Origin of the sequence: Luteolibacter sp. LG18 (genome assembly GCF_036322585.1) — a bacterium.
Classification (GTDB): Bacteria; Verrucomicrobiota; Verrucomicrobiia; order Verrucomicrobiales; family Akkermansiaceae; genus Luteolibacter.
On record NZ_AP024600.1, the window covers coordinates 1625879 to 1646719 of the forward strand.

Consider the following 20841-nt stretch of genomic DNA (forward strand, 5'->3'; position numbering starts at 1 on the left):
ACAAATTCGGCCACAGCGAAATCACGTGATCGCGTTCCCCTAATCTAGGGATGATATCACGGCTTGGAGCGGGCTCCGGGCTTGCCGCGCCGGGGCTCATCGCCCATGCTGCCCGCGACATGATTTTCGCCAGCGAGCACTCCTGATTCCTCCGCGGCCACGAGCAGTGGCCATCGGAGTCCGCGCGTCCGCTGACGCGCGCCCCGGCAGCGGCGTCCATTCGTTCCGCCGGTCGCCAGCGCTGCCGTTCTTGAATCCAGGAACAGGAGAATCCTCATGTCCACTCATCGCGAGCCGCGCTTCTGGCGCGTGCCCGGACGCCTCGTCGTCCACCTCATCGACGGTCTGCCATGGACCGTATCCCATGTCCGTCCCAACCCTCTCCGGCAGCACTGCCGCCAGCTGGCCCGCACCTTCCGGGTCTCCAATCCCATTGCGGATCGCCTCCGGCCGAGGTGCCGGAGGCTCTTCGAAGTGGTCGCGGACCGTAGCGGGCTGCTGACGGCCGTTCATCCATCGGAGTTCCGGTCGGCCGTCCTGATCCGGATGGTGTGGTATTCAGACGCCTGGTGCCAGCCACCGGAAGACTGGTGGCCGGACACCACCACTTCGCCGCGCGTTCAATGGCGGTCGTTGCTGCGTCATCTCTTCGGTCCCTATCCGGTGCCGGCGTTCTTCGAGTCCGCGTGGTTCGTCGAGGGACCGTTGTCGTGTCCCGAGCGGGATTGGTATTGTCTGGCCTCCGCGGGCAAGAGCCTGCGACGTGCCCAGGGAATGCCACCTTCCGTCAGTGCCCGGGCCCTGCACCTCGCCATGCAAGCCCCGGCCGATTTCACCATCCGTCAGGCCCTGCGCTGGGGGCAGCTACGGGCGCTCGGCTGCCGTCCGAGGTTCCGCAAGCTGGTGCTGGAGAGCGGGATGGCCTCCGATTTCAGGAACGATGCCGTTTGGCTGAAGTTGATGGCAAAGGTGGCCGTCACCCGGTCCGGACAGCGGGATTTCGGGAAAGTGGTGGATTTCCTCGCAGAAGAGCTCCGATGGACCGGATCGGCCAGTGGCTTGAAATGGGTCGGTCTACCTTGGGACGAACTGCGGACCAAGGCACGCCGCTTCTGGCGGAAAGCTTTGGCCCAATCCCAACAGCAGGGTGTGGCGTGGCCGCGGGCGGAGTTGGGAAACCCCTTGTTCCGTCTCCGGCTGAGTCATTGCTTGAGAGACCGCTGGGAGCCGATGCCGGAACCCCCTCTGTTCGAAAGCGGTACGCAGGGCCGCTGGCGGTGGGAGATCCTGCAACTGACCACCCAACTCGAGCTGATGATGGAGGGCCGCGCGATGAAGAACTGCTTGGCGACTTACGGAAAACTCTGCCGCGAGGGCCGGGCTGCGATCTTCAGCTTCCGATTGGCGGAGGATTGGGAACCGACTACCCGGTGGTGTGTGGTGGATGTGGATCCTTCAAGCCGCAAGGTGATGCAGGTCCGGGATCGTGCCAACCACCGGCTCCCATGGCAAAGCGTCCCCTTTCTCCGCGACTGGGCCCGTCGCCATGGCCTGAACTAACCGCCTGAAAAGCCGATCGGCGGATGTCGGAACGGGGGGATTCCGACGTCCGCCGATCTAGAGATCTCGGGGGGAGTTATCTTCCGGGGGGAGAAGGTCGGCGGTTGAGCGGGGGGACTCTCGCGCTGACAGGGATAAACTGCCACAAAATCGGCCACAGCGGAATCACGTGATCGCGTTCCCACGATCCAGGGGGGCCACAAGTCCTTGGAAAACGTCCCATGGGAGCCGATTAACATGGAATTCCTTCGCCGATTCCGTCCCACTCGCCGCGGCAAGAACGGCGCGGTTCCGTTCCGGGTAAATGGAAGCCTCACGTCACGAAACCACGCTCTGGCAGGACCTGCGGACCCTTCCGCTGGAGTACTGGATCCTGTTCTGGGGCACGCTGGTCAACCGCTTCGGCAATTTCGTGATGCCGTTCATGACCCTCTACCTGCGCCACGAGCGGGAGGTCGGCCATGGCAACTATCAGGAGTGGATGATCGGGCTGGTGCTGAGCACCTACGGCGCGGGCTCGCTGGTATCGGGAATCCTCGGTGGTTACCTCTCGGACCGGATCGGACGGCGGGCGACCATGATGTGGTCCTGCTTCGGCGGCGCGTTTTTCATGCTGCTGCTGTCCCAGGCGCAGGGGCTGCCCGCGCTGATGGGCTGCGTGTTCATGATGGCGCTGCTCACGGCGCTCTACAATCCGGCGGCCAGCGCCCTGATCGCCGATTTGGTGCCCCCGGCGCTGCGGGTGCGGGCGTATTCCTGTCAGCGGCTGGCGGTGAACACGGGCTTCGCCGCGGGGATGGCGGCGGCGGGGTTCATGGTGCGCTACTCGTTCTCCTGGCTCTTCATCGGGGATGCCGTCACCACGCTGGTGATGGGTTTCGCGGCGTGGTTCGGCCTCCGGACCCGGGTGTCGCCGCCCTCGGACAACCACGGCTGGAGCCACGCGCTCCGCCACATGAAGACGAATCCACCGTTCCAGCTCGCGGTGGTGTCCTCGTTCCTGGTGGCGCTGGTCTTCACCCAGATCAGCAGCAGCTTTGGCCTGCAGGCGACTTCGAAAGCGGGGCTCAATGATCAAGCCTACGGCTACCTGCTGGCCCTGAACGGCTTGCTGGTGGTGCTGTTCGAGCTGCCCTTGACCTCGTTCACCCGCCGCTTTCCCCCGCCGCGGATAATGGCGGCGGGATATGCCTTGGTGGGAATAGGGCTGGGCTTGAATGCTTTTGGGGCCACGGTGCCGGTTCTGGTCACCAGCATGGTGATCCTCACTCTCGGCGAAATCGTGTCGTTCCCGATCAGCAATGGCTATCTCGCCGGACTGGCACCGGATGACATGCGCGGCCGATATCAGGGGGTGATTTCCATGACATGGAGTGGAGCCACCTTGTTTGGTCCCTCGGTCGGACTCGCGGTCTATCAGCGCAACCCGTTGATGTTGTGGGTGGCGACTTTGGTCCTCTCTTGGGTGGCGGCGGCATTCATATGGTCCACCCGGAGCAAGGCGGGGAATCCTGCGTCTTCCTGAGCGTCCTATCCGGCGAAAGATATTCCGGTATTCGACATGTTTTTCATGCATGTCGTGACACAAATCGGAGTTGTCTCCGATTCTAGGTTGCCCGCCGGAATGAGTAGTCATGACTCCGATCTTCGACATCGCTGGAACGCTTGGGTGCACGAACATGGTTGGAAACTGTTCGCGCACGCCCGGCAGTTCTGCCGTTTCGCGCATGAGGCCGAGGACCTTGTGCAATCCGTTGTCACGGAGTTGTGGAACGGGGGCTCGCTCTCCAATCCGCCCGATTTCCCGCTCGCCCTGGCCTGCATCCGCCAGCGCGCCATCGACCTGACCCGGTCCGAGACCAGCCGCAGCCGCCGCGAGAGCGATTGGCAGTGGCAAAGCCAGGCCGGGGAGGCTGATCCGCCGGTGCTGCCCTCCGATCTGGAGCACGATCGCCAGCGGGTGCAGACCGCGCTCGATCAGCTTCCACTGATGTTCCGGGAGGTCGTCAGCTTGAAGCTCTGGTCGGATCTGACGTTCGAGCAGATCGCCGGTCTGCTGAACATTTCGAAGAACACGGCGGCGTCCCGCTACCGCCTGGCCTTGGAAAAACTGCGTCCACTCCTCAGTCCCACCGAATGATGCTATCCGATCAAGAACTAGAAGCCCTCGTCCGCCGCAGCGCACCGCGGGAGTTGCCTCCCGTGCTTCAGCGATCACTCACCCGGCTCACCAACCCGCACGCCTCGCCGATCCTCGCCTGGGCCGGTGCTTCCATGATCGCGCTGTCGATCGCGGCTCTCGTGTTGGTCGGGTGGTTCGAGCGCCACTGAAGCGTCCATTTTCCTTTTCGGTCCCCATCCGGAGCTCCCCCCGAAGTGCTCATGATCTCCGGATGGGGGCCGTCTTTTCGCTATCGCCCGGGCCGTTTCGCCGCCAGGTTGCCCGGATCATGGCCGATGTTTGGTCCGCCGAGAAACGCTCCGAGGTCATGGCCCGCATCCGCGGCCGTGACACCAAGCCGGAGCGAGTGGTGCGCGCGCTGCTGCACCGCCACGGCTACCGCTTCACGGTGAATGGCCCGCTGAATCGGTCCCTACCCGGGCGGCCGGACCTGGTGCTGCCGCGCTACCGCACCGTGGTCTTCGTCCACGGCTGCTTCTGGCACGGCCATGAGCACTGCGGGGACTTCCGCATCCCCTCCAGCCGCACCGAGTGGTGGACGGCGAAGATTACGGGCAACAAGGTCCGCGATGTCCGCAACGAGGCTGCCTTGCGCGCCATGGGCTGGCACGTCGTCACCATCTGGGCCTGCGCGGTGAAGACCCGCGCGGCCCGGGAGTGGCTGGAGAAACGGCTGGGGAAGCTGATCGGGTGAGATTGTAGCTGAAAGCTCCGCTTTCAGAATGTATCGGGCGGCTCCAGCCGTCCGGTGGGGTGGGCGTCGCCTGGCCTCACCGCCCCGCCAATTGGAGCTGGCGGGGACAATCCGAAAGCGGAACTTTCGGCTACATGGGGACTCAGCGGCCCAGCGGCGCGCCGAGGCGGATGAGGGCCGGGTCGATCTTGTACTTCGAGTCCACCACCGTGTGGATCGGCAGGTGGCCGTAGGTGCCGTCGCGGTAGACCATGATGGCGTTGGTTTCGCCGGCGTGGAGGGCTTCCACCGCGCCCACCGCGAACTTGTAGGCCATGATGCGGTCCTGGACGGTCGGCGAGCCGCCGCGCTGGACATGGCCGAGCACCGTCAGGCGGGCGTCCATGTCGAGCGAGTCCTTGATCCAGCGGGTCAGGTAGTCGGACATCTTCACGCCCTCGGCGACGATGGCGATGATGTAGCCACGGCCTTCGTGGTTGATCTCGTGCTTGAGGCGGGCGCCGATGGCGTTGAGGTCGTATTCCAGCTCCGGGACGAGGCAAATCTCCGCGCCGCAGGACAGGGCGCTGGTGAGGGCGAGGTAGCCGCAGTGGCGGCCCATCACCTCGATCACGAAGGCGCGGGAGAACGAGCTGGCGGTGTCGCGGATCGAGTCGACGGACTGGCGGATCATGTTCAGCGCCGTGTCCACGCCGAGGCAGTAGTCGGTGCCGGCGATGTCGTTGTCGATCGTGGCCGGGATGCCGGCGAAGGGCACGCCGAAGTCCGCGTAGAACTGGTTGAGGGCACGGAAAGATCCGTCGCCGCCGATGACGATGAGCTTGCTGATGCCGCGGCGCTTCAGGTTTTCGTAGGCTTGGCGGCGGTATTCGATGTCGAAGAACCGCTGCGAGCGGGAGGAACGCAGGATGGTGCCGCCGCGGTGGAGGATGCCGGAGACGAGCTCGCGGTTGGCTTCCACGATCCGGTCGTCGATCAGGCCACGGAGGCCGTCGTAGACAAGGAAGGGCTTGTAGCCCTTCGCCGCCGCATATTCGACCGCGCATTTGATCGCGGGGTTCATCCCGGCGGCATCACCGCCCGAGGTCATGATAGCAAGTCCTTCAGCCATGTCGCGCGCGCAGGGAACGCATTCCCGCGAGGGCTGGCAAGCACGAGAAATGCCGGAATCGTGCGAATTTTCACGCAGGCAACAGGGCCAGCCGGTCCAAAACCGACGAGATCCGGTCAAACTTGGTCAATTTCCCGGACCAAACGGAGGGAAAAGCAGCCAATCCATGCTTTGCGCCCATCAGCAGCCCCAGCGGAATCCCGCGTGCCGCGGAGTCGCCGCCGAGCCGGGCATTCTCACGCAGGGCGGCCACCGGGTCGCTTTCGTGCTTCAGGGCCAGGGCCACCATCAGCGGAAACGCCTTCGCCACGTCGCAGCTCAAGCCGAGATTGGTGAGATCCTCGTCCGAGCCCTGCGCGGCCTCATGGGCGGCGGCCAGATCGGGCATGCCCTCGGTGGCGGCGGACTCGAAGGCGTGGGCGAACGAAGCCCCCTCCAATACCCGGCGGGTGGCGAGGGTGATGAACTCCGCCACGGCCGGGACCCGCGGGTCGCCGTGGGTGAGGTGGGTCTGCGCGCGGGCGGCGGCCACCGCCTCGTCATCGTTGGAAAAGTTCAGGGCAAACAGGGCGGCCGCGCGCGCGGCTCCGCCGAGGTCGTGGCTCTCCGAGGGCCGGTCCAGCCCGGCGGCGGAGTTCTCCAGCGTGCGGCGGGTCGCGCCGTCGAGGTACGAGTTCGGCTTGCCGCGCCAGTAGGTCAGCCAGTCCTTGCGCCAGGCCGCGGCATCGAAGCCACGGTGGCGATCGAGTGATTCCAGCAGCACCAGCGTCTGGTCGCCGTAATGGGTGAAGTCGCCGGCCTGCTTGCCGGGATGGTAGTCGCTGCGCGGATCCTCGTAGTCACGGATGCCATCCGGGAAGGCTTCCGCGATCTCGGCGTCATCGTAGATCCAGTGGGCTCCTAGGGCCAAGGCGTCGCCAAAAAAGGCGGGTAGGACGAGGTCGCGGACTGTCATGGGATGCGGAGCATCAGCTTCACCCGGATGGGCCGCATTGCAAGAACTCGTGTGAAATTGTCGGGGTGTTCGGGTCATCAGGCACCGGGGGTCGCCCGGTGCCTGTTGGACGCGGCCTGCCGCCGGAAATTCACTTCGGTTGGTCCGGATCGCCGTGTTTCAGGCCCGCGGCGTCGTAGTGCTTCAGCACGCCGTCGAGACGGCCGCGGAAGTCCTCGAAGTTCTTCCGCTCCAGCGGCGTCCACGCGATCTCGGCCAGCGCGGCGATGCGCGGGAAGGCCATGTACTCCATCTTCGGGAAATCGTGGAAGTACTCGGCCCACAATTGGGCCTGCACGCCGAGGACATGCTTGCCTTCCGCGGCGGTCAGGGCCTTCGGCACCGGGTCATAGGAATAGACCTTCGAGAGCGGCAGGAATCCGCCGATCGCTTCCTTGTCGCCGCCCTTGGCCAGCGCGGCTTCCTTCGGCTCCTGGTAGTGGTCGAAGTAGAGGTGCGAGTTCGCGGCCATCACCACGTCGTGGCCTTCCTTGGCGGAATCGATGCCGCCCTTTTCGCCTCGCCAGGACATCACGGTGGCTTCCGGGGACAGGCCGCCCTCGCGGATCTCGTCCCAGCCGATCAGCTTGCGGCCTTTCTTCGCCAGGATCTTCTCCACGCGCTTCACGAAGTAGCTCTGCACGTCGTGGCCGTCCTTGAGGTTCTCCTTCTTCTTCAGCTCCTGCACCCGCGGGGACTTGTCCCACTGGTCCTTCGGGGCCTCGTCGCCGCCGATGTGGATGTACTTCGAGGGGAACAGCGCGCAGACCTCGGTGAAGACGTCATCGATGAAGCGGAAGGTGTCCTCGGTGGGCGCGAAGGTGTAGGGGTGCACGCCCCAGCGGGTCATCACCTTCGGCGCGTAGCCCGGGATGTCATCGTTGCCCAGCTTCGGGTAGGCGGTGATGGCCGCCGCGGCGTGGCCGGGCATTTCAATTTCCGGCACCACGGTGATGTGGCGGGCGGTGGCGTAGGCGACGATGTCCTTGACCTGCTCCTGGGTGTAGAAGCCGCCGTAGCGCTTGCCGTCGTCGGAATTGCGGTTGCCATAGGGCGGGGAGGACTCGCGCCAGGAGCCGGTCTCCGTGAGCTTCGGGTACTTCTTGATCTCGATGCGCCAGCCTTGGTCCTCCGTGAGGTGCCAGTGGAAGACGTTGAGCTTGTGGTAGGCCAGTTCGTCGATGAAGCGCTTCACGTCCTTCACCTCGAAGAAGTGGCGGCCGCAATCGAGCATCATGCCGCGCCAGGCGAAACGCGGGTAGTCGCTGATGGAAACGGCGGGGAGTTTTTCCGGGGCCTGGTCCTTCCACGCCGGGTCGTTGGCGGCGGGCAGGAGCTGGAGCAGGGTACGGGTACCGTAGTAGGCCCCGGCGGCGTCCTTGCCGGTGACGACCACCGTCTTCGGCGTGATCTCCAGCTTGTAGCCGCCGACGGGCAGATCCGCGGCGGCATCGACGTCCAGGCGGATTTCGCTGGGCAGGAGGATCCGCATTTCCTCGCTGGCGGTCTTCGGCGCGTTGCCGGTGAGCTTCTGGAGGTCGGCGGCGAAGAGGTCGGCCTCGGCCTTCAGCGTGCGGTCGTAGCGGATGCCGGTGGCGGCGGTGAAATCGAAGGCGCCTTCGCCCGGTTTCACGGACACGGGCTGGGGAATCAGCGGCAGGCTGTCGGCGGCGGCGAGGCCGGATAGCGCCATCATCGAGGCAAGGAGCGGATGTTTCATGAAATCAATCGGGTACGGACAAAAAGGGTCGGCCCTTAACGTGAAAAAACCGCGGTCTTCTTTCAATGACCAATCCGCCGCGGTCATTGACATCCGGACCGTCCTGCGGAGAGTGCCGCGGATGCGTGTCGGATGGATCCTCCCCGTGATGGCCGTGCTGCTCTGCGGCTGCGGCCGGCGGCAGACCGTCCGGACGCCCAAGGCGGTCCCGGTGCGGGAGGACGGTGCCATCGCGCTGCGCCTGGTCACCTTCAACCTGCGCTATGAGAACGAGGGCGACCGCGGCCCGCGCAATTGGCACGAGCGGGTGATCGCCTCCGTCCGCAGTCTCACCCGGATGTCGCCGGACGTTTTCGCGGTCCAGGAGGCGCTCCACGGCCAGGTGGCGGACCTGCGGGCCTCGCTGCCGGACTACGATTTCACCGGCGTCGGCCGCGACGATGGCCGGCGGGAAGGGGAATACACCGGCATCTTCTACCGCGCCGACCGTTTCGTGAAGGACACCTCGGACGCCGGGACCTTCTGGTTGTCCGACACCCCGGAGATCCCCGGTTCGAAAACCTGGGGCAACGAGATCCCGCGTATCGCCTGCTGGACCCGGCTCACCGACCGCGCCACCGACCGCTCCTTCTACGTCTTCGCCACCCACTGGGACCACCGCAACCAGCCGTCCCGCGAGCGCGCCGCGCGCCTGATCGCCCAGCGCATCGACTCCCGCCGCCACGCCGACGAGCCGGTGGTGCTGCTCGGCGATTTCAACGCGGTGGAGGGCAACCCTGCCGTGACCTACCTGCTCGGCCAGGGCGGTTGGAAAAACGGCCTCGTCGATGCCTTCGACAGCCGCCACCGCGGCGAGGGCAACCGCACCACGCTCCACTTCTGGGAGGGCAAGCGCGCGGGCACCCGCAACGTCGACCACATCCTGGTGTCGAAGGGCGCGCGGGTGCTGGACGCGGACATCGTGGTCGATCCCGAGCCGCTGCCCTCGGACCACTTCCCGGTGTCCGCGCGGGTCGAGTTCCCGCGGCCGTGAGCGGTCTTCCGCCTTGCCAGCCGGGGCGGGTGGTAGTTTCCTGCCGCGGTCATGGCCGACCCGCTGACGCGTTCCGCCGTCCGCCAGCCACGCCTCGAGGGCCTGATGCCCGCGGACGTGGCCGCACGGCTGCGCCATCTCGGCGGGCTGGTGTTCTTCGATACCGCCGGCAACCAGCCCTCCAGTGCGCCGATGCCGGTTTCCGTGATCGCGGCGCGGCCGTTGAGCCTGATCGAGGGCAATCTCCACCGTTCCGGCGACCGCGCGCGGTTGCAGGCGATCCTCGATGCCTCGCGTGGCGAAACTGCGGACCGCGGCTTCCCGCTCGGCGGCCTCTGTGGTTGGGTCGGCTACGAGGGCGATTTCGTCTTTGGCGAGTTTCCCGAGATGCTCGTGTTCATCCACGACCGCGGCGAGTGGTGGGAAGCCGGCACGCTGTCGTCCGAACTGCGGGAGCTGCCCGATGATCCGGTGCGCGTCGGCGCGTTCCAATCGTGCACGCCGCGCGAGCGGTATTTGGACAATGTCCGCCGTGCCCAGGAATGGATCGCGGCGGGGGACATCTATCAGGTCAATCTCTCGCAATCGTTCCGCGCGACGGTCGAGGGCGGCTCGTTGTTTCCGCTCTACGGCCACCTCCGCGAGGCCACGCCCGCGCCGATGGCCGCGTGGTTGGCGCTCGGTGGCACCGAGGTGCTGAGTTCCTCACCCGAGACCTTCCTGCGCATCTCCGGCCGCGGCATCGAGACCCGCCCGATCAAGGGCACCCGCCCGCGTTTCCCGGATCCGGATGATGACCGCCGCAGCGCCTACGAGCTCCAGACTTCCGCCAAGGAAATCTCCGAACTGGTGATGATCACCGACCTGCTCCGCAACGACATCGGACAGGTCTGCGAGTTCGGCAGCGTGCACGTCGCCGAGATGCTGAAGCTCGAAACGCTCGAGCAGGTCCACCACCTCGTCTCCACGGTCACCGGCACGTTGCGCGAAGGCACGACCGCCATCGACGCGTTGGCCGCGTGTTTCCCCGGCGGCAGCATCACCGGCGCGCCGAAGAAGCGGGCGATGGAGATCATTTCCGAATTGGAGCAGCGCGAGCGCGGCCTCTACTGCGGCGCCATCGGGTGGTTCGGCTTCAATGGCGAAAGCCAGTTCAACATCGCCATCCGCACCCTCGTCCGGGATGGCGGGCGGTTGAGTTACGACGTCGGTGGCGGCATCGTGGCCGACTCCGATCCGCAGAAGGAATACGAGGAAACCCTCCACAAGGCCGCCGGCATCCGCCTCGCGATCGAGCGGTGGATGGAGTAAGAGGCTCTTTGCCCCGGTAGGGGCATGGGATGGTAGCCGGTGGCAAGGAGCGAAGCGACGCCCCCACCGGTTGAGATGGTTGGTTTGAATCGCATGCCGGAGGTATGCGGGAGAGCGGTTTTCGCGTTGAGACCACCGGATGCCTATCGACTTCGCAGGTCTCCCGCATCCCTGCCGGGATGCCATTCCATGTCCGCGGCGTGACCGGTGGGGTCGTCGCCTAGGCTCCTCCGCCACCGGCTACCATCCGGTGCCCCTGCCGGGGCAAAGAAGGGGCCCGATTGCCTTTTCGAAACGAGATCCGCGGCCTGGCTGGGACGCGGAAGGGAGGTTTCACCCTTGAAGCGGAACCCAAGCACCCGCCATCCTCCCATCATGTCGTCCACTCATCTCAGTTTGCATGTCCACGTGATCTTCTCCACGAAGGACCGCCAGCCATGGATCGACACCGAATGGAGAGGACGCCTGCACGCATATCTGGGAGGGGCATTCCGGGATTTGAACGTGTTCCCCGAGGCGATCGGCGGGGTGGCCGATCACGTCCACGCGCTCATTGGTCTTCAGGCCGTTCATCGCCTCTCGGACGTGATGCGGGATATCAAACGACCTTCCTCCGAATGGGTGCATCGCACCATCGGATTGAAGGAGTTTCAATGGCAGGAGGGATACGGCGCGTTCACCGTCAGCCCATCGTCACGTGAGGATGTGAGGCGCTACATCGCCCGGCAGGAAGAACATCACCGGAAGAAGTCGTTCCAAGAGGAATACCGCGAGTTTCTGGCCAAATGCGAAGTGGAATACGATGCGCGGTTCGTCGATTGAGGGAGCGCCTCCCGCGTCCCTGCCGGGACGCGAATTACCACCGCCGTCCAACCGGTGGGGGCGTCGCTTCGCTCCTTGCCACCGGCTAACATTCCACTGCCCCTACCGGGGCAAAGAGACTGGTCAACCCACCGTCCCGAACCGTCGCACGAGTTCCTCGCGGCGGAATTGGAAGATCTTCTCCAGCTTCGGCCGGACCAGCAGCGGATGGAGGAGATTGCCGATCGGCCCGCCGGGCACGGCGTAGTGGATTTCATCGGTCATCCGCGTGCCGCCCGCGATGGTTTCGAAGGTGTGGCGGTGGTGCCAGAAGGCATACGGCCCGGACCGCTGCTCATCCACGAACGAATGCCCGTCCCGCACCGCCTTGATCTCGGTGACCCAGTTCACCGTGACCAGCGGCGCGATGCCGATGCGGTAGCGCAGGATCCGGGATTCGTACATCGGCCCGGAGTGGTCGCCGATGAACTCGAAACGGATGTCCGGCGGTGTGATGGCCTGGAGATTGGCCGGGGCGCAAAAAAAGGCCCAGGCCTCCGCGACGGACATCGGGAGGTCCTGGACCTGCGTGAGCGTGTGGAGGATCATGGGGCGGGGCGGAGCATGTCCCCGCCCGCCGGGTCCATCAATCCTTCTTCATGTCGAGCGCCTTGGTCAGGAACGCCCACTCGTCGGCGGATTGCTCGATGCTCTTGTTGAGCGCCGTGCCCGCGCCGTGGCCGGCGCTGGTTTCGATGCGGATCAGCACCGGCGGCCCGTCCTGCGCCTGCGATTCCTGGAGGCGCGCGGCGAACTTGAAGCTGTGCGCGGGCACCACGCGGTCGTCGTGGTCGGCGGTCATCACCAGGGTGGCCGGATAACGCGTGCCGGACTTGAGGTTGTGGTACGGCGAGTAGGCGTAGAGCGCCTTGAACTCGTCCGCATTGTCCGAGCTGCCGTAGTCGCTCTGCCACGCCCAGCCGATAGTGAACTTGTGGAAACGCAGCATGTCCATCACGCCCACGTGCGGCAGCGCCGCGCCGAAGAGGTCCGGACGCTGCGCCAGGCACGCGCCGACGAGCAGGCCGCCATTGCTGCCGCCCTGGATCGCGAGCTTCGGTGTCGAGGTGTATTGGTGCGAGATCAGCCATTCACCCGCGGCGATGAAGTCATCGAAGACATTCTGTTTCCGCAGCTTGGTGCCGGCCTCGTGCCACTCGCGGCCGTATTCGCCGCCACCGCGCAGGTTCGCCACCGCCAGCACGCCGCCCATCTCCAGCCACACCGCGCGCGGGATCGAGAAGCCCGGTGTCAGGCTGGTGTCGAAGCCACCGTAGCCGTAGAGCAGCGTCGGGTTGGAGCCATCGAGTTTCAGGCCCTTCTTGTGGACGATGAACATCGGCACCTTGGTGCCGTCCTTGCTCGGGTAGAACACCTGCTCGCTCTCATAGGCGTCGCTGTCGAAGCCGACCTTCGGCTTCCGCCACAGCTTGCTTTCACCGGTCGCCAGATCGAGGCGGTAGATCGAGCCGGGCTCGGTGAAGGTGGAGAAGCCGTAGAAGGTCTGCTTGGCCTCCTTCTTCCCGGCGAATCCACCGGCGCTGCCCAGGCCGGGCAGCGCCAGCTCGCGGATCAGCTTGCCATCGAAGCCCACGCACTTCACCGCGCTCTTCGCGTCCTGGAGATACTGGCAAACGAGCTGGCCGCCCACCGATGACACGCCCTTGAGCAGGTCCTTGCTCTCCGGGATGACCTGCTTCCAGTTCGCTCGCGCGGGCTCGCGGGTGTCGATCGCGATCACGCGGCCGCGCGGCGCATCGAGGTCGGTCTTGAAGAAGAACACCGGCCCGTCGTTGTCGATGAAGTCATACTCGGCATCCGCGTCCGGCAGCAGCTCCACCACCTTCGCGTTGTCCGCGATCTCCTTGAAGAACACCCGGTTCTTCGGATCGGTGCCCTGGCTGATGCCGATCACGAGGTAGCGCCCGTCCTCGGTCACGCCGCCGTGGATGCCCCAGTTGGCGTGGTCCTTGCGTTCGTAAACGATCGGGTCCTGGGCCTGCGGCGTGCCGATCTTGTGGAAGCAGAGCTTCTGGAACTCGTTCTTCTGGGTCAGCGCCGCGCCCTCCTTCGGTGCATCGTAGCGGCTGTAGAAAAACCCGCTGCCGTCCTTCTTCCAGGACACGCCGCTGAATTTCACCCATTTGAGATGGTCCTCCAGGTCCTTGCCGGTGGCCACGTCGCGGACGCGGATTTCCTGCCAGTCGCTGCCGCCGGCGGAGAGCGAGTAGGCGAGCAGTTTGCCGTCCTCGCTCGGGCTCTGGCCGGCGAGGGAAACGGTGCCGTCCTTCGAGAGCGTGTTCGGATCGAGCAGGACCTTGCCCTCCGCCTCGGGCGAATCCGCGACCATCAGCACCGCCTGGTTCTGGAGACCGCTGTTGCGGCTGAAGAACCACTTGCCGCCGTATTCGGTCGGCGCGCCGATGCGCTCGTAGTTCCAGAGGGTGCGCAGGCGCTCGCGGATCGATTCGCGGCGCGGGATCGCGGCGAGGAAATCCCGGGTGACCTTGTTCTCCTCCTGGACCCAGGCCTTGGTGTCGGCGGCGTTGTCATCCTCCAGCCAGCGGTAGGGATCGGCCACCTTCGTGCCGTGGTAGTCGTCGGTGACGTTTTCCTTCCGCGCGGCCGGGTAGGCCGAGGCGGCGTGGGTGAGACAGGTGAGGGCGGACAGGCAGACCAGCGGAGACGGGATTTTCATAAAGGAACGACAAACAACTGGTCCGCCATACGGACCGTGGCCAGCCGATTTGTCGGAGTTGAGGCTTTAGCCGAGGAGGGTCTTCGGGGGGCGGAGGCTGGTGAGCGGGACGGCCAAGCCGAGAACCCAGAGTCCAGAATCCAGAGAAGACCAAGAGCCGGATGCGATACGATTCCTTCGGGAGCAGCCGAAACGGGATCTCCTCCCTTCCTGAAAACTGAACACCGGCAACTAGCAAACTTTCAGGCCTCCGCCCCCGGAAGACCTTCCTCGGCTAAAGCCTCTACTCCTTTCACTCCATCCCGAGCACCTTGCTCAGGAACGCCCACTCGTCGGCGGACTGGTCGATCTCCTTGCTCAGCGAGGTGCCGGAGCCGTGGCCGGCGCTGGACTCGATGCGGATCAGCACCGGCGGGCCGTCCTTCGGCTGGCACTCTTGGAGACGGGCGGCGAACTTGAAACTGTGCGCGGGCACCACGCGGTCGTCGTGATCGGCGGTCATCACCAGCGTGGCGGGATAGCGCGTGCCGGGCTTGAGGTTGTGGTAGGGGGAGATGGCGGACAGCGCCTTGAAGTCCTCCTCCTTCTGCGGATCGCCGTATTCCGTTTCCCAGGCCTTGCCGATGGTGAACTTCGGGAACCGCAGCATGTCCATGACCCCCACCTGCGGGATCGCCGCGCCGAAAAGGTCCGGCCGCTGCACCAAGCACGCGCCGACGAGCAGGCCGCCATTGCTGCCGCCCTGGATCGCGAGCTTCGGGGACGAGGTGTAGCGATTCGCGACCAGCCATTCGCCCGCGGCGATGAAGTCGTCGAAGCCATTCTGCTTCCGCGTCTTGATGCTGGCCTCGTGCCAGTCCCGGCCGTACTCGCCGCCGCCGCGGATGTTCGCCTGGGCGTAGATGCCGCCCATCTCCAGCCACGCGATCCGCGGGATGAAGAAGTCCGGCGGGCTGCTGATGGCGAAGCCGCCGTAGCCGTAGAGCAGGGTGGGGTTCGTGCCATCGAGCTTCAGACCCTTCTTGTGGACGATGAACATCGGCACCTTGGTGCCGTCCTTGCTCGGGTAGAACACCTGCTTCGTTTCGAAATCGTCCGGGTTGAAATGGACCTTCGGCTGCCGCCACAGCGTGCTCTCGCCGGTGACGGGATCGAGTCGGTAGACGGTGCCGGGCTGGGTGAATCCACTGAAGTTGTAGTAGGTCTCCTTGTATTCCTTCCGGCCCTCCAGGCCGTAGATGCTGCCGATGCCGGGCAGGGGGATGTCGCGCAGGAACTTGCCCTGGTGGTCGTAGCTCTTCAGCGCCGCCTTCGCGTCCTGGAGGTAGTGGCAGGTGAGCACGCCGCCGACGGTCGAGACTCCCTCGAGCAGGTCCTTGGATTCCGGGATGATCTCCTTCCACTTGTCGCGGGCGGGCTCGCGGGTGTCGATGGCGATGACCCGTCCCCGCGAGGCGTTGAGGTCGGTTTTGAAATAGAAAACCGGGCCCTCGTTGTCGATGAAGCTGTATTCCGCGTCGTTGTCCGGCAGCAGGTCCACGACCTTCGAGTCCGGCTTCGAGAGGTCCTTGTAGAACACGATGGTTTTCTCCTCCGTTCCCTCGCTGCACGTGATGACGAGGTAGCCGCCATCCTCGGTCACGCCGCCGCCGATGCCCCAGGTGGGGTGGTCCTTGCGCTCGTAGACCAGCACGTCCGCGGACTGCGGCGTGCCGAGCTTGTGGAAGTAGAACTTCTGGAACTCGTTGGTGCCGGTCAGCGCCTCGCCCTTCTTCGGCTCGTCATAGCGGCTGTAGTAGAATCCGCCGCCGTCCTTCGCCCACCCGATGCCGCTGAACTTCACCCACTTCACCACGTCCTTCAGATCCTTCGCGGTGGTGGTGTCGCGCACGCGGATCTCCTGCCAGTCGCTTCCGGCGCGGGACACGGCGTAGGCCAGCCGCTTGCCGTCCTCGCTGGCGGCCTCGAATTCCACCGAGGCGGTGCCGTCCTTCGAGAGCGTGTTCGGGTCCAGCAGCACCTTCGGCTCGCCGCCGGGAGAGTCGGACACGTAGAGCACGGCGAAATTCTGGAGGCCGGTGTTGCGGTAGGTGAACCACTTGTCGCCGGAGCGGAAGGGGGTGCCCACGCGCTGGTAGTCCCACAGCTCGCGCAGGCGCTTGCGGATCGTTTCGCGGCGCGGGATCGCGGCGAGCCAGGCCTGCGTCACCTTGTTTTGGGCCTTGGTCCACGCCTTGGTGTCCTTCGCGTTGTCGTCCTCCAGCCAGCGGTAGGAATCGGCGATCTTCGTCCCGTGGTAGTCGTCGGAGACGTCGACCTTGCGGGTGACGGGGTAGTCCGGAGCCGCGTGGACGGCGGAGACGAGGGCGAGCAGGCAGATCCAGGAGCGCGGGGCCGGAACATTCATGGCTGGCTGCACCTTGGCGGAACCGTTCCGGCGGCGCCAGTCATTCCTCCGGGCCGTCATTTGATTCCCGCGCGGATGCCGTTAGTGTGCCAGTTGGAAACCCAGCCACCGCCATGCCCACGAAGAAGAACTCGCTGTTCACCCGCTTCGCCAAGAACACCTCCCGTTATGCGGGCAAGCCCGCCACCTTCGCCAGTGCCGTGCTGCTGTTGATCGTGTGGGCGGCTTTCGGTCCCGTGTGTAAGTACAGCGACACCTGGCAGCTCGTCATCAACACCAGCACCACCATCATCACCTTCCTGATGGTGTTCCTGATCCAGGACACCCAGAACCGCGATTCGGAGGCGCTCCAGATCAAGCTCGACGAGCTGATCCGCGCCCTCGAACAGGCGAACAACAGCCTGCTCGACCTCGAGGAGTTGGAGGACGAGGACCTCGACAAGATCCGGGACAAGTTCCTCAAGCTCGCCGAAAAATCCCGACGGGAAAAGCCCACCGGTGATGACGACGGAGGGTGAAATGGGATGGCCCGGGACGGCTTGTGATATTCTTCGAATCGTTGGTGGTCTGTCGAGCGAACCACCAGATCGTTGTTGCGGCTCTCCCGGTGTCTACTGGAATGGGCCAAATCCCACCGCGGTCGAAACCCAGAATCCGACCGCTCGAAATTCGATGCAACCTCCTGATTGCAAAGAATATCCCAAGTTTCAGTTTGACTCTCCGGGGTGGCCTTGCAGGGTGAGATTCACGTTTGTCCCTAGGTTTTTTTGTTCATTGCCATGCACCTTCCGCGCGCTATTTCGATCAGCGAATCCACGGCCGAGGTCATCAAGACGGGATTGCAAGCCCGGCGATGGCCCACTCTTCCCGGCGAACGCCATCTCGCGGCTCAGCTCGGCGTCAGCCGCGCCACCGTCCGCAATGCCCTGGCCTTGCTGACGGAACAGGGCCATCTCTCGTCGCCGAGCCAAGGGCTCAAACGTTCGGTGCGCTCGCTGCCTTCGGTGGCGTCCGCGGACAGCCTGAGGGTCGACCTGCTGCTGGGGCGGGACTATCATACGATGGACCGCGGTGACCACCGCTTCCTCGCCATGCTCGGCGAGGCGATCTCGCGCGGCGGGCATGTGCTCGCGCACGACCAGCCGGACCTCGCCGCCGTCCGGCGGAAACACCGCGGGCTCGGCCGGTTCATGAACGAGCGCGGGGCGGACGCACGCATCGTTTATCTCGGCGTGTGGGAGGACCTCGACTGGTTTTCGCGGCAGGACGTGCCGGTGCTCGCCCTCGGCGGTCGCTCGCTCGGCATCGAGATCGACAGCGTCGGCATCGACTCCAGCCTCGCGCTGCGGGAGGCCATGCAGGTCCTGACCGGCCGCGGCCACCGCCGCATCGCGCTTCTTTGCGAACGCTTCGTGCGGGAGGCCCCGACTCCCGGCCGGATGGCACGGGCCTTCACCGAGGAGCTGGCGGCCGTTTCCGTCACCGCCTCGCCCTACAACCTGCCCGCCTGGGATGAGACTCCGGAGGGCCTCCAGACGGTGCTGGAGGAGCTGTTCCGCATCACACCGCCTACGGCAATCATCGTGAACAACGCGCTCGCCCTGTCCGGCTTGCTTTCGTTCTGCAACCGCCGCGGCCTCCGCATTCCCGAGCATCTCTCAGTGCTGGTGATGGAGAGTTCGGCGGAAATCGAGTGGTTCCGGCCGAAACTCGGCATGCTCGGCGGGATGTCGATCACGGACCTCGTCGCCGGCGTCATGGAGTGGCTGGACAACCCCTCCCGCCAGGACCGCGCGCCGGGGCAAAAACTACTTCCCTCGTATTTCATCGAGGGTGAGAGCATCGCCGCGCCGTTCAACGGGCGGCTGCCAACCGGCCGCTGACGGGTGTGCGGTTCCGCTCGTCCACGAGGTCGTTCAGCGTGCAGAAGTCGTAGAGCCAGCCGAGGCCGAACAGGCCGCCGGTCAGCAGCCACAGGACGCCCGTCCCGATCTTTCCGAGGTAAAAGCGGTGCACGCCGAACACCCCGAGGAAAGTCTGGAGGATCCACGCCACGGAGTAGTCGTAGCGCCCGCCGGTGAAGTTCCGCGCCGCCTGCCGCTCCATCGAGGGGATCAGGAACAGGTCGATGAGCCAGCCGATGCCCAGCAGGCCCGCGGTGAAAAACCAGATCACGCCGGTCACCGGCCGCCCGTAATAGAACCGGTGGGAGCCGGTGAAGCCGAAGATCCAGAGCAGGTAGCCGATGGTCTTGCTGTGAGTCGCGGTGGACATGGGGACACGGAACATGATTCCGGGCCGCGCGTCCCATGGAAAAGAGGTCCCTGTTTGGAACCCGAAATGTATTGATGGAGTTGTTCACAATTCATAGGACAACGGACGTCCGCTTTGTCTCCCGCATGTCTCCCGGTGCTTCCGGGAATCTGTTGGAAACCGGCATCGCGGACGAGAGACCCCAAGGAAAACCGCGCGGCATGAGGGCCCGCGCTTATCACAACGACCATGAACGAATCGCCCAAACCGAAACCGTTGTTCTTCGTCGTGCTCGCCTGCGTTGTCGCTGGCCTGCTCGCGTATGGATTCCGGAACGTGCTCTTCCCGAAGGGCAACGAACACGCCCCGACCACCATCACCGCCGCCGACCTCAAGCAGGCCTCGGGCGCGGAAGCGCAGGACGCGAACGTCCCGACCACCGTCAAGGAGTACACCTTCAAGCCCAGCGAGAAGCTGCCGCCGCTGAAGGGCACCAGCGCCTATGAACCGCTCCAGGCGCGCACCGTGAAGTTCGCACTCAACGTCTGGGCCGGCTGGGCCCCGATCATCCTCCAGAACGAGGGCGGCACCGCCGGCAAGGTCTGGACCACGCCGTCCGGCCAGCCGTTCAAGGTCGAGCTGGTGCTCATCGACAACCCCGTGGCCATGCGCGACGCCTACGCCGCCGGCAAGGTCCACATCGGCTGGGCCACGCTCGACATGGTGCCGCTGTTTATGGACCAGTTCAAACAGGACACCCGCCTCTCCCCGCGCATCTATCAGCAGGTGGACTTCTCCAACGGCGGTGACGGCATCGTGATCCGCCGCAAGGCCGCGAAGGACCCGGCCAAGCCAACCGTTGCCGACCTCCGCGGCAAGAAGGTCGTGCTCGCCCAGAACTCGCCGTCCGAATATTTCCTCCTCAATGCCCTGGTGAACGGCGGCGTGCAGCCGTCCGAGGTCCAGTTCGTCTACACCGAAGACGCCTTCCAGGCCGCCGCCGCCTTCAACGCGGACAAGAGCATCGCCGCCTGCGTGTCGTGGGCCCCGGACATCTACAACCTGTCCAAGATCGCCGACAACCACCTGCTCGTCAGCACCGCCACCGCGAACAAGCTGATCGCGGACGTGTGGTTCGCCCGCTCCGACTTCGCCCGGGACAATCCGGACATCTGCGAGGGCCTCGTCCGCGGCATCTTCGCCGGCATGGAGAAGATGAAGACCGAGGAAGGCCGCAAGCTGGCCGCCTCCCACATGTCGAAGCTCTACAGCATCCCGGAAGCCGACACCCTCGGCATGCTCGGCGACGCCCACTCGACCAACTACGCCGAGAACCGCGAGTTCTTCCTCAACCAGAACAACCCGGCCAACTTCGAGCGCACCTGGAACACCGCCTATCTGCTCTACCGCAAGATGAACCGCATCCAGCAGCAGGTGCCCTTCGACCAGGTCATGGACTTCTCCATCCTCCAGAAGCTGGAGAACGACGAGCCGTTCAAATCCAGCCGCAACGAGTACCAGATCAACTTCGCGCCGAAGACCGTCCAGACGATCAAGGCCGAGGGCAGCGAGATCCTCACCAAGGTCATCACCCTCCACTTCTATCCGAACTCCTGGGACCTGCGGAAGACCGTGCCCGCGAAGGAGAACGGCAAGGACATCCAGAAGCCCTACGAGCCGAACGTCGATCCGGTGCTTGAAGAAGTCGGCAAGCTCGCCGCCCAGTACGGTGCCGCGAACATCGTGGTGGAAGGCCACACCGATTCCAGCATGAAGGGCCAGGTCAGCCAGCAGATGGTGAAGGAGCTGTCCGCGAACCGTGCCGCCGCCGTGAAGACCGAGCTCGTGAAGAAGTTCCCGAACTTCAATCCGAACCAGTTCGTGGTCGATGGCATCGGCTGGGACCGCCCGTTCGACGCCGATGATCCGATGAACCACGCCAAGAACCGCCGCGTGGAGATCAAGGTCATCGCGTTGGAGAACCCGACCGAGTGATCGAATGTGGCGGCTGGAAACG

The 20841-nt window shown here is 65.0% G+C and carries 18 protein-coding genes; 11 read left to right on the top strand and 7 right to left on the bottom strand.

Annotated features, from left to right (window positions below):
* Window positions 1–276 precede the first annotated feature (276 nt).
* From llg_RS06815 to vsr, 5 genes are all read left to right on the top strand, one after another.
* On the top strand, window positions 277–1560 hold the full coding sequence (locus llg_RS06815; RefSeq protein WP_338288959.1) for a PcfJ domain-containing protein: 1284 nt from the start codon (window positions 277–279) through the stop codon (window positions 1558–1560).
* Window positions 1561–1864: 304 nt separating this feature from the next.
* Complete coding sequence (locus tag llg_RS06820) at window positions 1865–3085, top strand: MFS transporter (protein ID WP_338288960.1); 1221 nt, start codon at window positions 1865–1867, stop codon at window positions 3083–3085.
* Between the two features lie 144 nt (window positions 3086–3229).
* The gene (locus llg_RS06825) at window positions 3230–3700 is read left to right on the top strand and encodes a sigma-70 family RNA polymerase sigma factor (RefSeq protein ID WP_338288961.1); all 471 of its coding nucleotides are present in this window, start codon (window positions 3230–3232) and stop codon (window positions 3698–3700) included.
* A 62-nt stretch (window positions 3701–3762) separates the two neighbouring features.
* A complete protein-coding gene (locus llg_RS06830; RefSeq protein ID WP_338288962.1) occupies window positions 3763–3891 on the top strand; it encodes a hypothetical protein in 129 nt (42 codons plus the stop codon).
* 119 nt (window positions 3892–4010) lie between these two features.
* Entirely contained in the window at window positions 4011–4436 is a 426-nt protein-coding gene (vsr, locus tag llg_RS06835) for a DNA mismatch endonuclease Vsr (protein ID WP_338288963.1), read from the top strand.
* A gap of 142 nt (window positions 4437–4578) precedes the next feature.
* On the opposite strand, the gene llg_RS06840 is transcribed toward vsr, so the two are convergent.
* The 3 genes from llg_RS06840 to llg_RS06850 all read right to left on the bottom strand — a co-directional run bounded on the left by llg_RS06840 (window position 4579) and on the right by llg_RS06850 (window position 8261).
* Window positions 4579–5547 (bottom strand): 6-phosphofructokinase, encoded by a 969-nt coding sequence (locus tag llg_RS06840; RefSeq protein ID WP_338288964.1) that lies wholly within the window; start codon window positions 5545–5547, stop codon window positions 4579–4581.
* Window positions 5548–5617: 70 nt separating this feature from the next.
* Window positions 5618–6502, bottom strand: coding sequence for an ADP-ribosylglycohydrolase family protein (locus tag llg_RS06845; protein ID WP_338288965.1), 885 nt, complete (start codon window positions 6500–6502; stop codon window positions 5618–5620).
* 130 nt (window positions 6503–6632) lie between these two features.
* On the bottom strand, window positions 6633–8261 hold the full coding sequence (locus llg_RS06850) for a beta-N-acetylhexosaminidase (protein WP_338288966.1): 1629 nt from the start codon (window positions 8259–8261) through the stop codon (window positions 6633–6635).
* Window positions 8262–8382: 121 nt separating this feature from the next.
* Here llg_RS06850 and llg_RS06855 point away from each other — a divergent pair, with 121 nt between their 5' ends.
* The 3 genes from llg_RS06855 (at window position 8383) to tnpA (ending at window position 11427) form a co-directional block, all read left to right on the top strand.
* On the top strand, window positions 8383–9294 hold the full coding sequence (locus tag llg_RS06855; RefSeq protein ID WP_338288967.1) for an endonuclease/exonuclease/phosphatase family protein: 912 nt from the start codon (window positions 8383–8385) through the stop codon (window positions 9292–9294).
* A 51-nt stretch (window positions 9295–9345) separates the two neighbouring features.
* Window positions 9346–10605: an aminodeoxychorismate synthase component I gene (gene pabB, locus llg_RS06860; protein WP_338288968.1), complete on the top strand. Its 1260-nt coding sequence runs from the start codon at window positions 9346–9348 to the stop codon at window positions 10603–10605.
* A gap of 375 nt (window positions 10606–10980) precedes the next feature.
* Entirely contained in the window at window positions 10981–11427 is a 447-nt protein-coding gene (tnpA, locus tag llg_RS06865) for an IS200/IS605 family transposase (RefSeq protein ID WP_338288969.1), read from the top strand.
* 123 nt (window positions 11428–11550) lie between these two features.
* On the opposite strand, the gene llg_RS06870 is transcribed toward tnpA, so the two are convergent.
* The 3 genes from llg_RS06870 to llg_RS06880 form a co-directional block, all read right to left on the bottom strand.
* On the bottom strand, window positions 11551–12015 hold the full coding sequence (locus llg_RS06870; protein ID WP_338288970.1) for an SRPBCC family protein: 465 nt from the start codon (window positions 12013–12015) through the stop codon (window positions 11551–11553).
* A 37-nt stretch (window positions 12016–12052) separates the two neighbouring features.
* Window positions 12053–14164, bottom strand: a complete 2112-nt coding sequence (locus tag llg_RS06875; RefSeq protein ID WP_338288971.1) for a prolyl oligopeptidase family serine peptidase — start codon at window positions 14162–14164, stop codon at window positions 12053–12055.
* Between the two features lie 292 nt (window positions 14165–14456).
* A complete protein-coding gene (locus tag llg_RS06880) occupies window positions 14457–16571 on the bottom strand; it encodes a prolyl oligopeptidase family serine peptidase (RefSeq protein WP_338288972.1) in 2115 nt (704 codons plus the stop codon).
* Between the two features lie 113 nt (window positions 16572–16684).
* Here llg_RS06880 and llg_RS06885 point away from each other — a divergent pair, with 113 nt between their 5' ends.
* Entirely contained in the window at window positions 16685–17089 is a 405-nt protein-coding gene (locus llg_RS06885; RefSeq protein ID WP_338288973.1) for a low affinity iron permease family protein, read from the top strand.
* A 261-nt stretch (window positions 17090–17350) separates the two neighbouring features.
* Window positions 17351–18454 carry a substrate-binding domain-containing protein gene (locus llg_RS06890; protein ID WP_338288974.1) on the top strand — a complete coding sequence of 368 codons (1104 nt, stop codon included), beginning with the start codon at window positions 17351–17353 and terminating at the stop codon, window positions 18452–18454.
* Here the strand turns inward: llg_RS06890 and llg_RS06895 are convergent.
* The gene (locus llg_RS06895) at window positions 18426–18845 is read right to left on the bottom strand and encodes a TM2 domain-containing protein (RefSeq protein WP_338288975.1); all 420 of its coding nucleotides are present in this window, start codon (window positions 18843–18845) and stop codon (window positions 18426–18428) included. The genes llg_RS06890 and llg_RS06895 overlap by 29 nt on opposite strands.
* Window positions 18846–19073: 228 nt before the next feature.
* On the opposite strand from llg_RS06895, the gene llg_RS06900 reads away from it, so the two are divergent.
* Window positions 19074–20819 carry a phosphate ABC transporter substrate-binding/OmpA family protein gene (locus tag llg_RS06900; RefSeq protein WP_338288976.1) on the top strand — a complete coding sequence of 582 codons (1746 nt, stop codon included), beginning with the start codon at window positions 19074–19076 and terminating at the stop codon, window positions 20817–20819.
* Window positions 20820–20841: the final 22 nt, after the last annotated feature.

Bases quoted from the DNA above. Each gene is read 5' to 3' on its own strand.
- llg_RS06900 (WP_338288976.1), top strand. From the start codon at position 19,074: ATGAACGAATCGCCCAAACCGAAACCGTTGTTCTTCGTCGTGCTCGCC.
- pabB (WP_338288968.1), top strand. From the start codon at position 9,346: ATGGCCGACCCGCTGACGCGTTCCGCCGTCCGCCAGCCACGCCTCGAG.
- llg_RS06820 (WP_338288960.1), top strand. From the start codon at position 1,865: ATGGAAGCCTCACGTCACGAAACCACGCTCTGGCAGGACCTGCGGACC.
- llg_RS06885 (WP_338288973.1), top strand. From the start codon at position 16,685: ATGCCCACGAAGAAGAACTCGCTGTTCACCCGCTTCGCCAAGAACACC.
- llg_RS06890 (WP_338288974.1), top strand. From the start codon at position 17,351: ATGCACCTTCCGCGCGCTATTTCGATCAGCGAATCCACGGCCGAGGTC.
- llg_RS06815 (WP_338288959.1), top strand. From the start codon at position 277: ATGTCCACTCATCGCGAGCCGCGCTTCTGGCGCGTGCCCGGACGCCTC.
- llg_RS06850 (WP_338288966.1), bottom strand. From the start codon at position 8,261: ATGAAACATCCGCTCCTTGCCTCGATGATGGCGCTATCCGGCCTCGCC.
- llg_RS06875 (WP_338288971.1), bottom strand. From the start codon at position 14,164: ATGAAAATCCCGTCTCCGCTGGTCTGCCTGTCCGCCCTCACCTGTCTC.
- llg_RS06880 (WP_338288972.1), bottom strand. From the start codon at position 16,571: ATGAATGTTCCGGCCCCGCGCTCCTGGATCTGCCTGCTCGCCCTCGTC.
- vsr (WP_338288963.1), top strand. From the start codon at position 4,011: ATGGCCGATGTTTGGTCCGCCGAGAAACGCTCCGAGGTCATGGCCCGC.
- tnpA (WP_338288969.1), top strand. From the start codon at position 10,981: ATGTCGTCCACTCATCTCAGTTTGCATGTCCACGTGATCTTCTCCACG.
- llg_RS06870 (WP_338288970.1), bottom strand. From the start codon at position 12,015: ATGATCCTCCACACGCTCACGCAGGTCCAGGACCTCCCGATGTCCGTC.
- llg_RS06840 (WP_338288964.1), bottom strand. From the start codon at position 5,547: ATGGCTGAAGGACTTGCTATCATGACCTCGGGCGGTGATGCCGCCGGG.
- llg_RS06845 (WP_338288965.1), bottom strand. From the start codon at position 6,502: ATGACAGTCCGCGACCTCGTCCTACCCGCCTTTTTTGGCGACGCCTTG.
- llg_RS06855 (WP_338288967.1), top strand. From the start codon at position 8,383: ATGCGTGTCGGATGGATCCTCCCCGTGATGGCCGTGCTGCTCTGCGGC.
- llg_RS06895 (WP_338288975.1), bottom strand. From the start codon at position 18,845: ATGTCCACCGCGACTCACAGCAAGACCATCGGCTACCTGCTCTGGATC.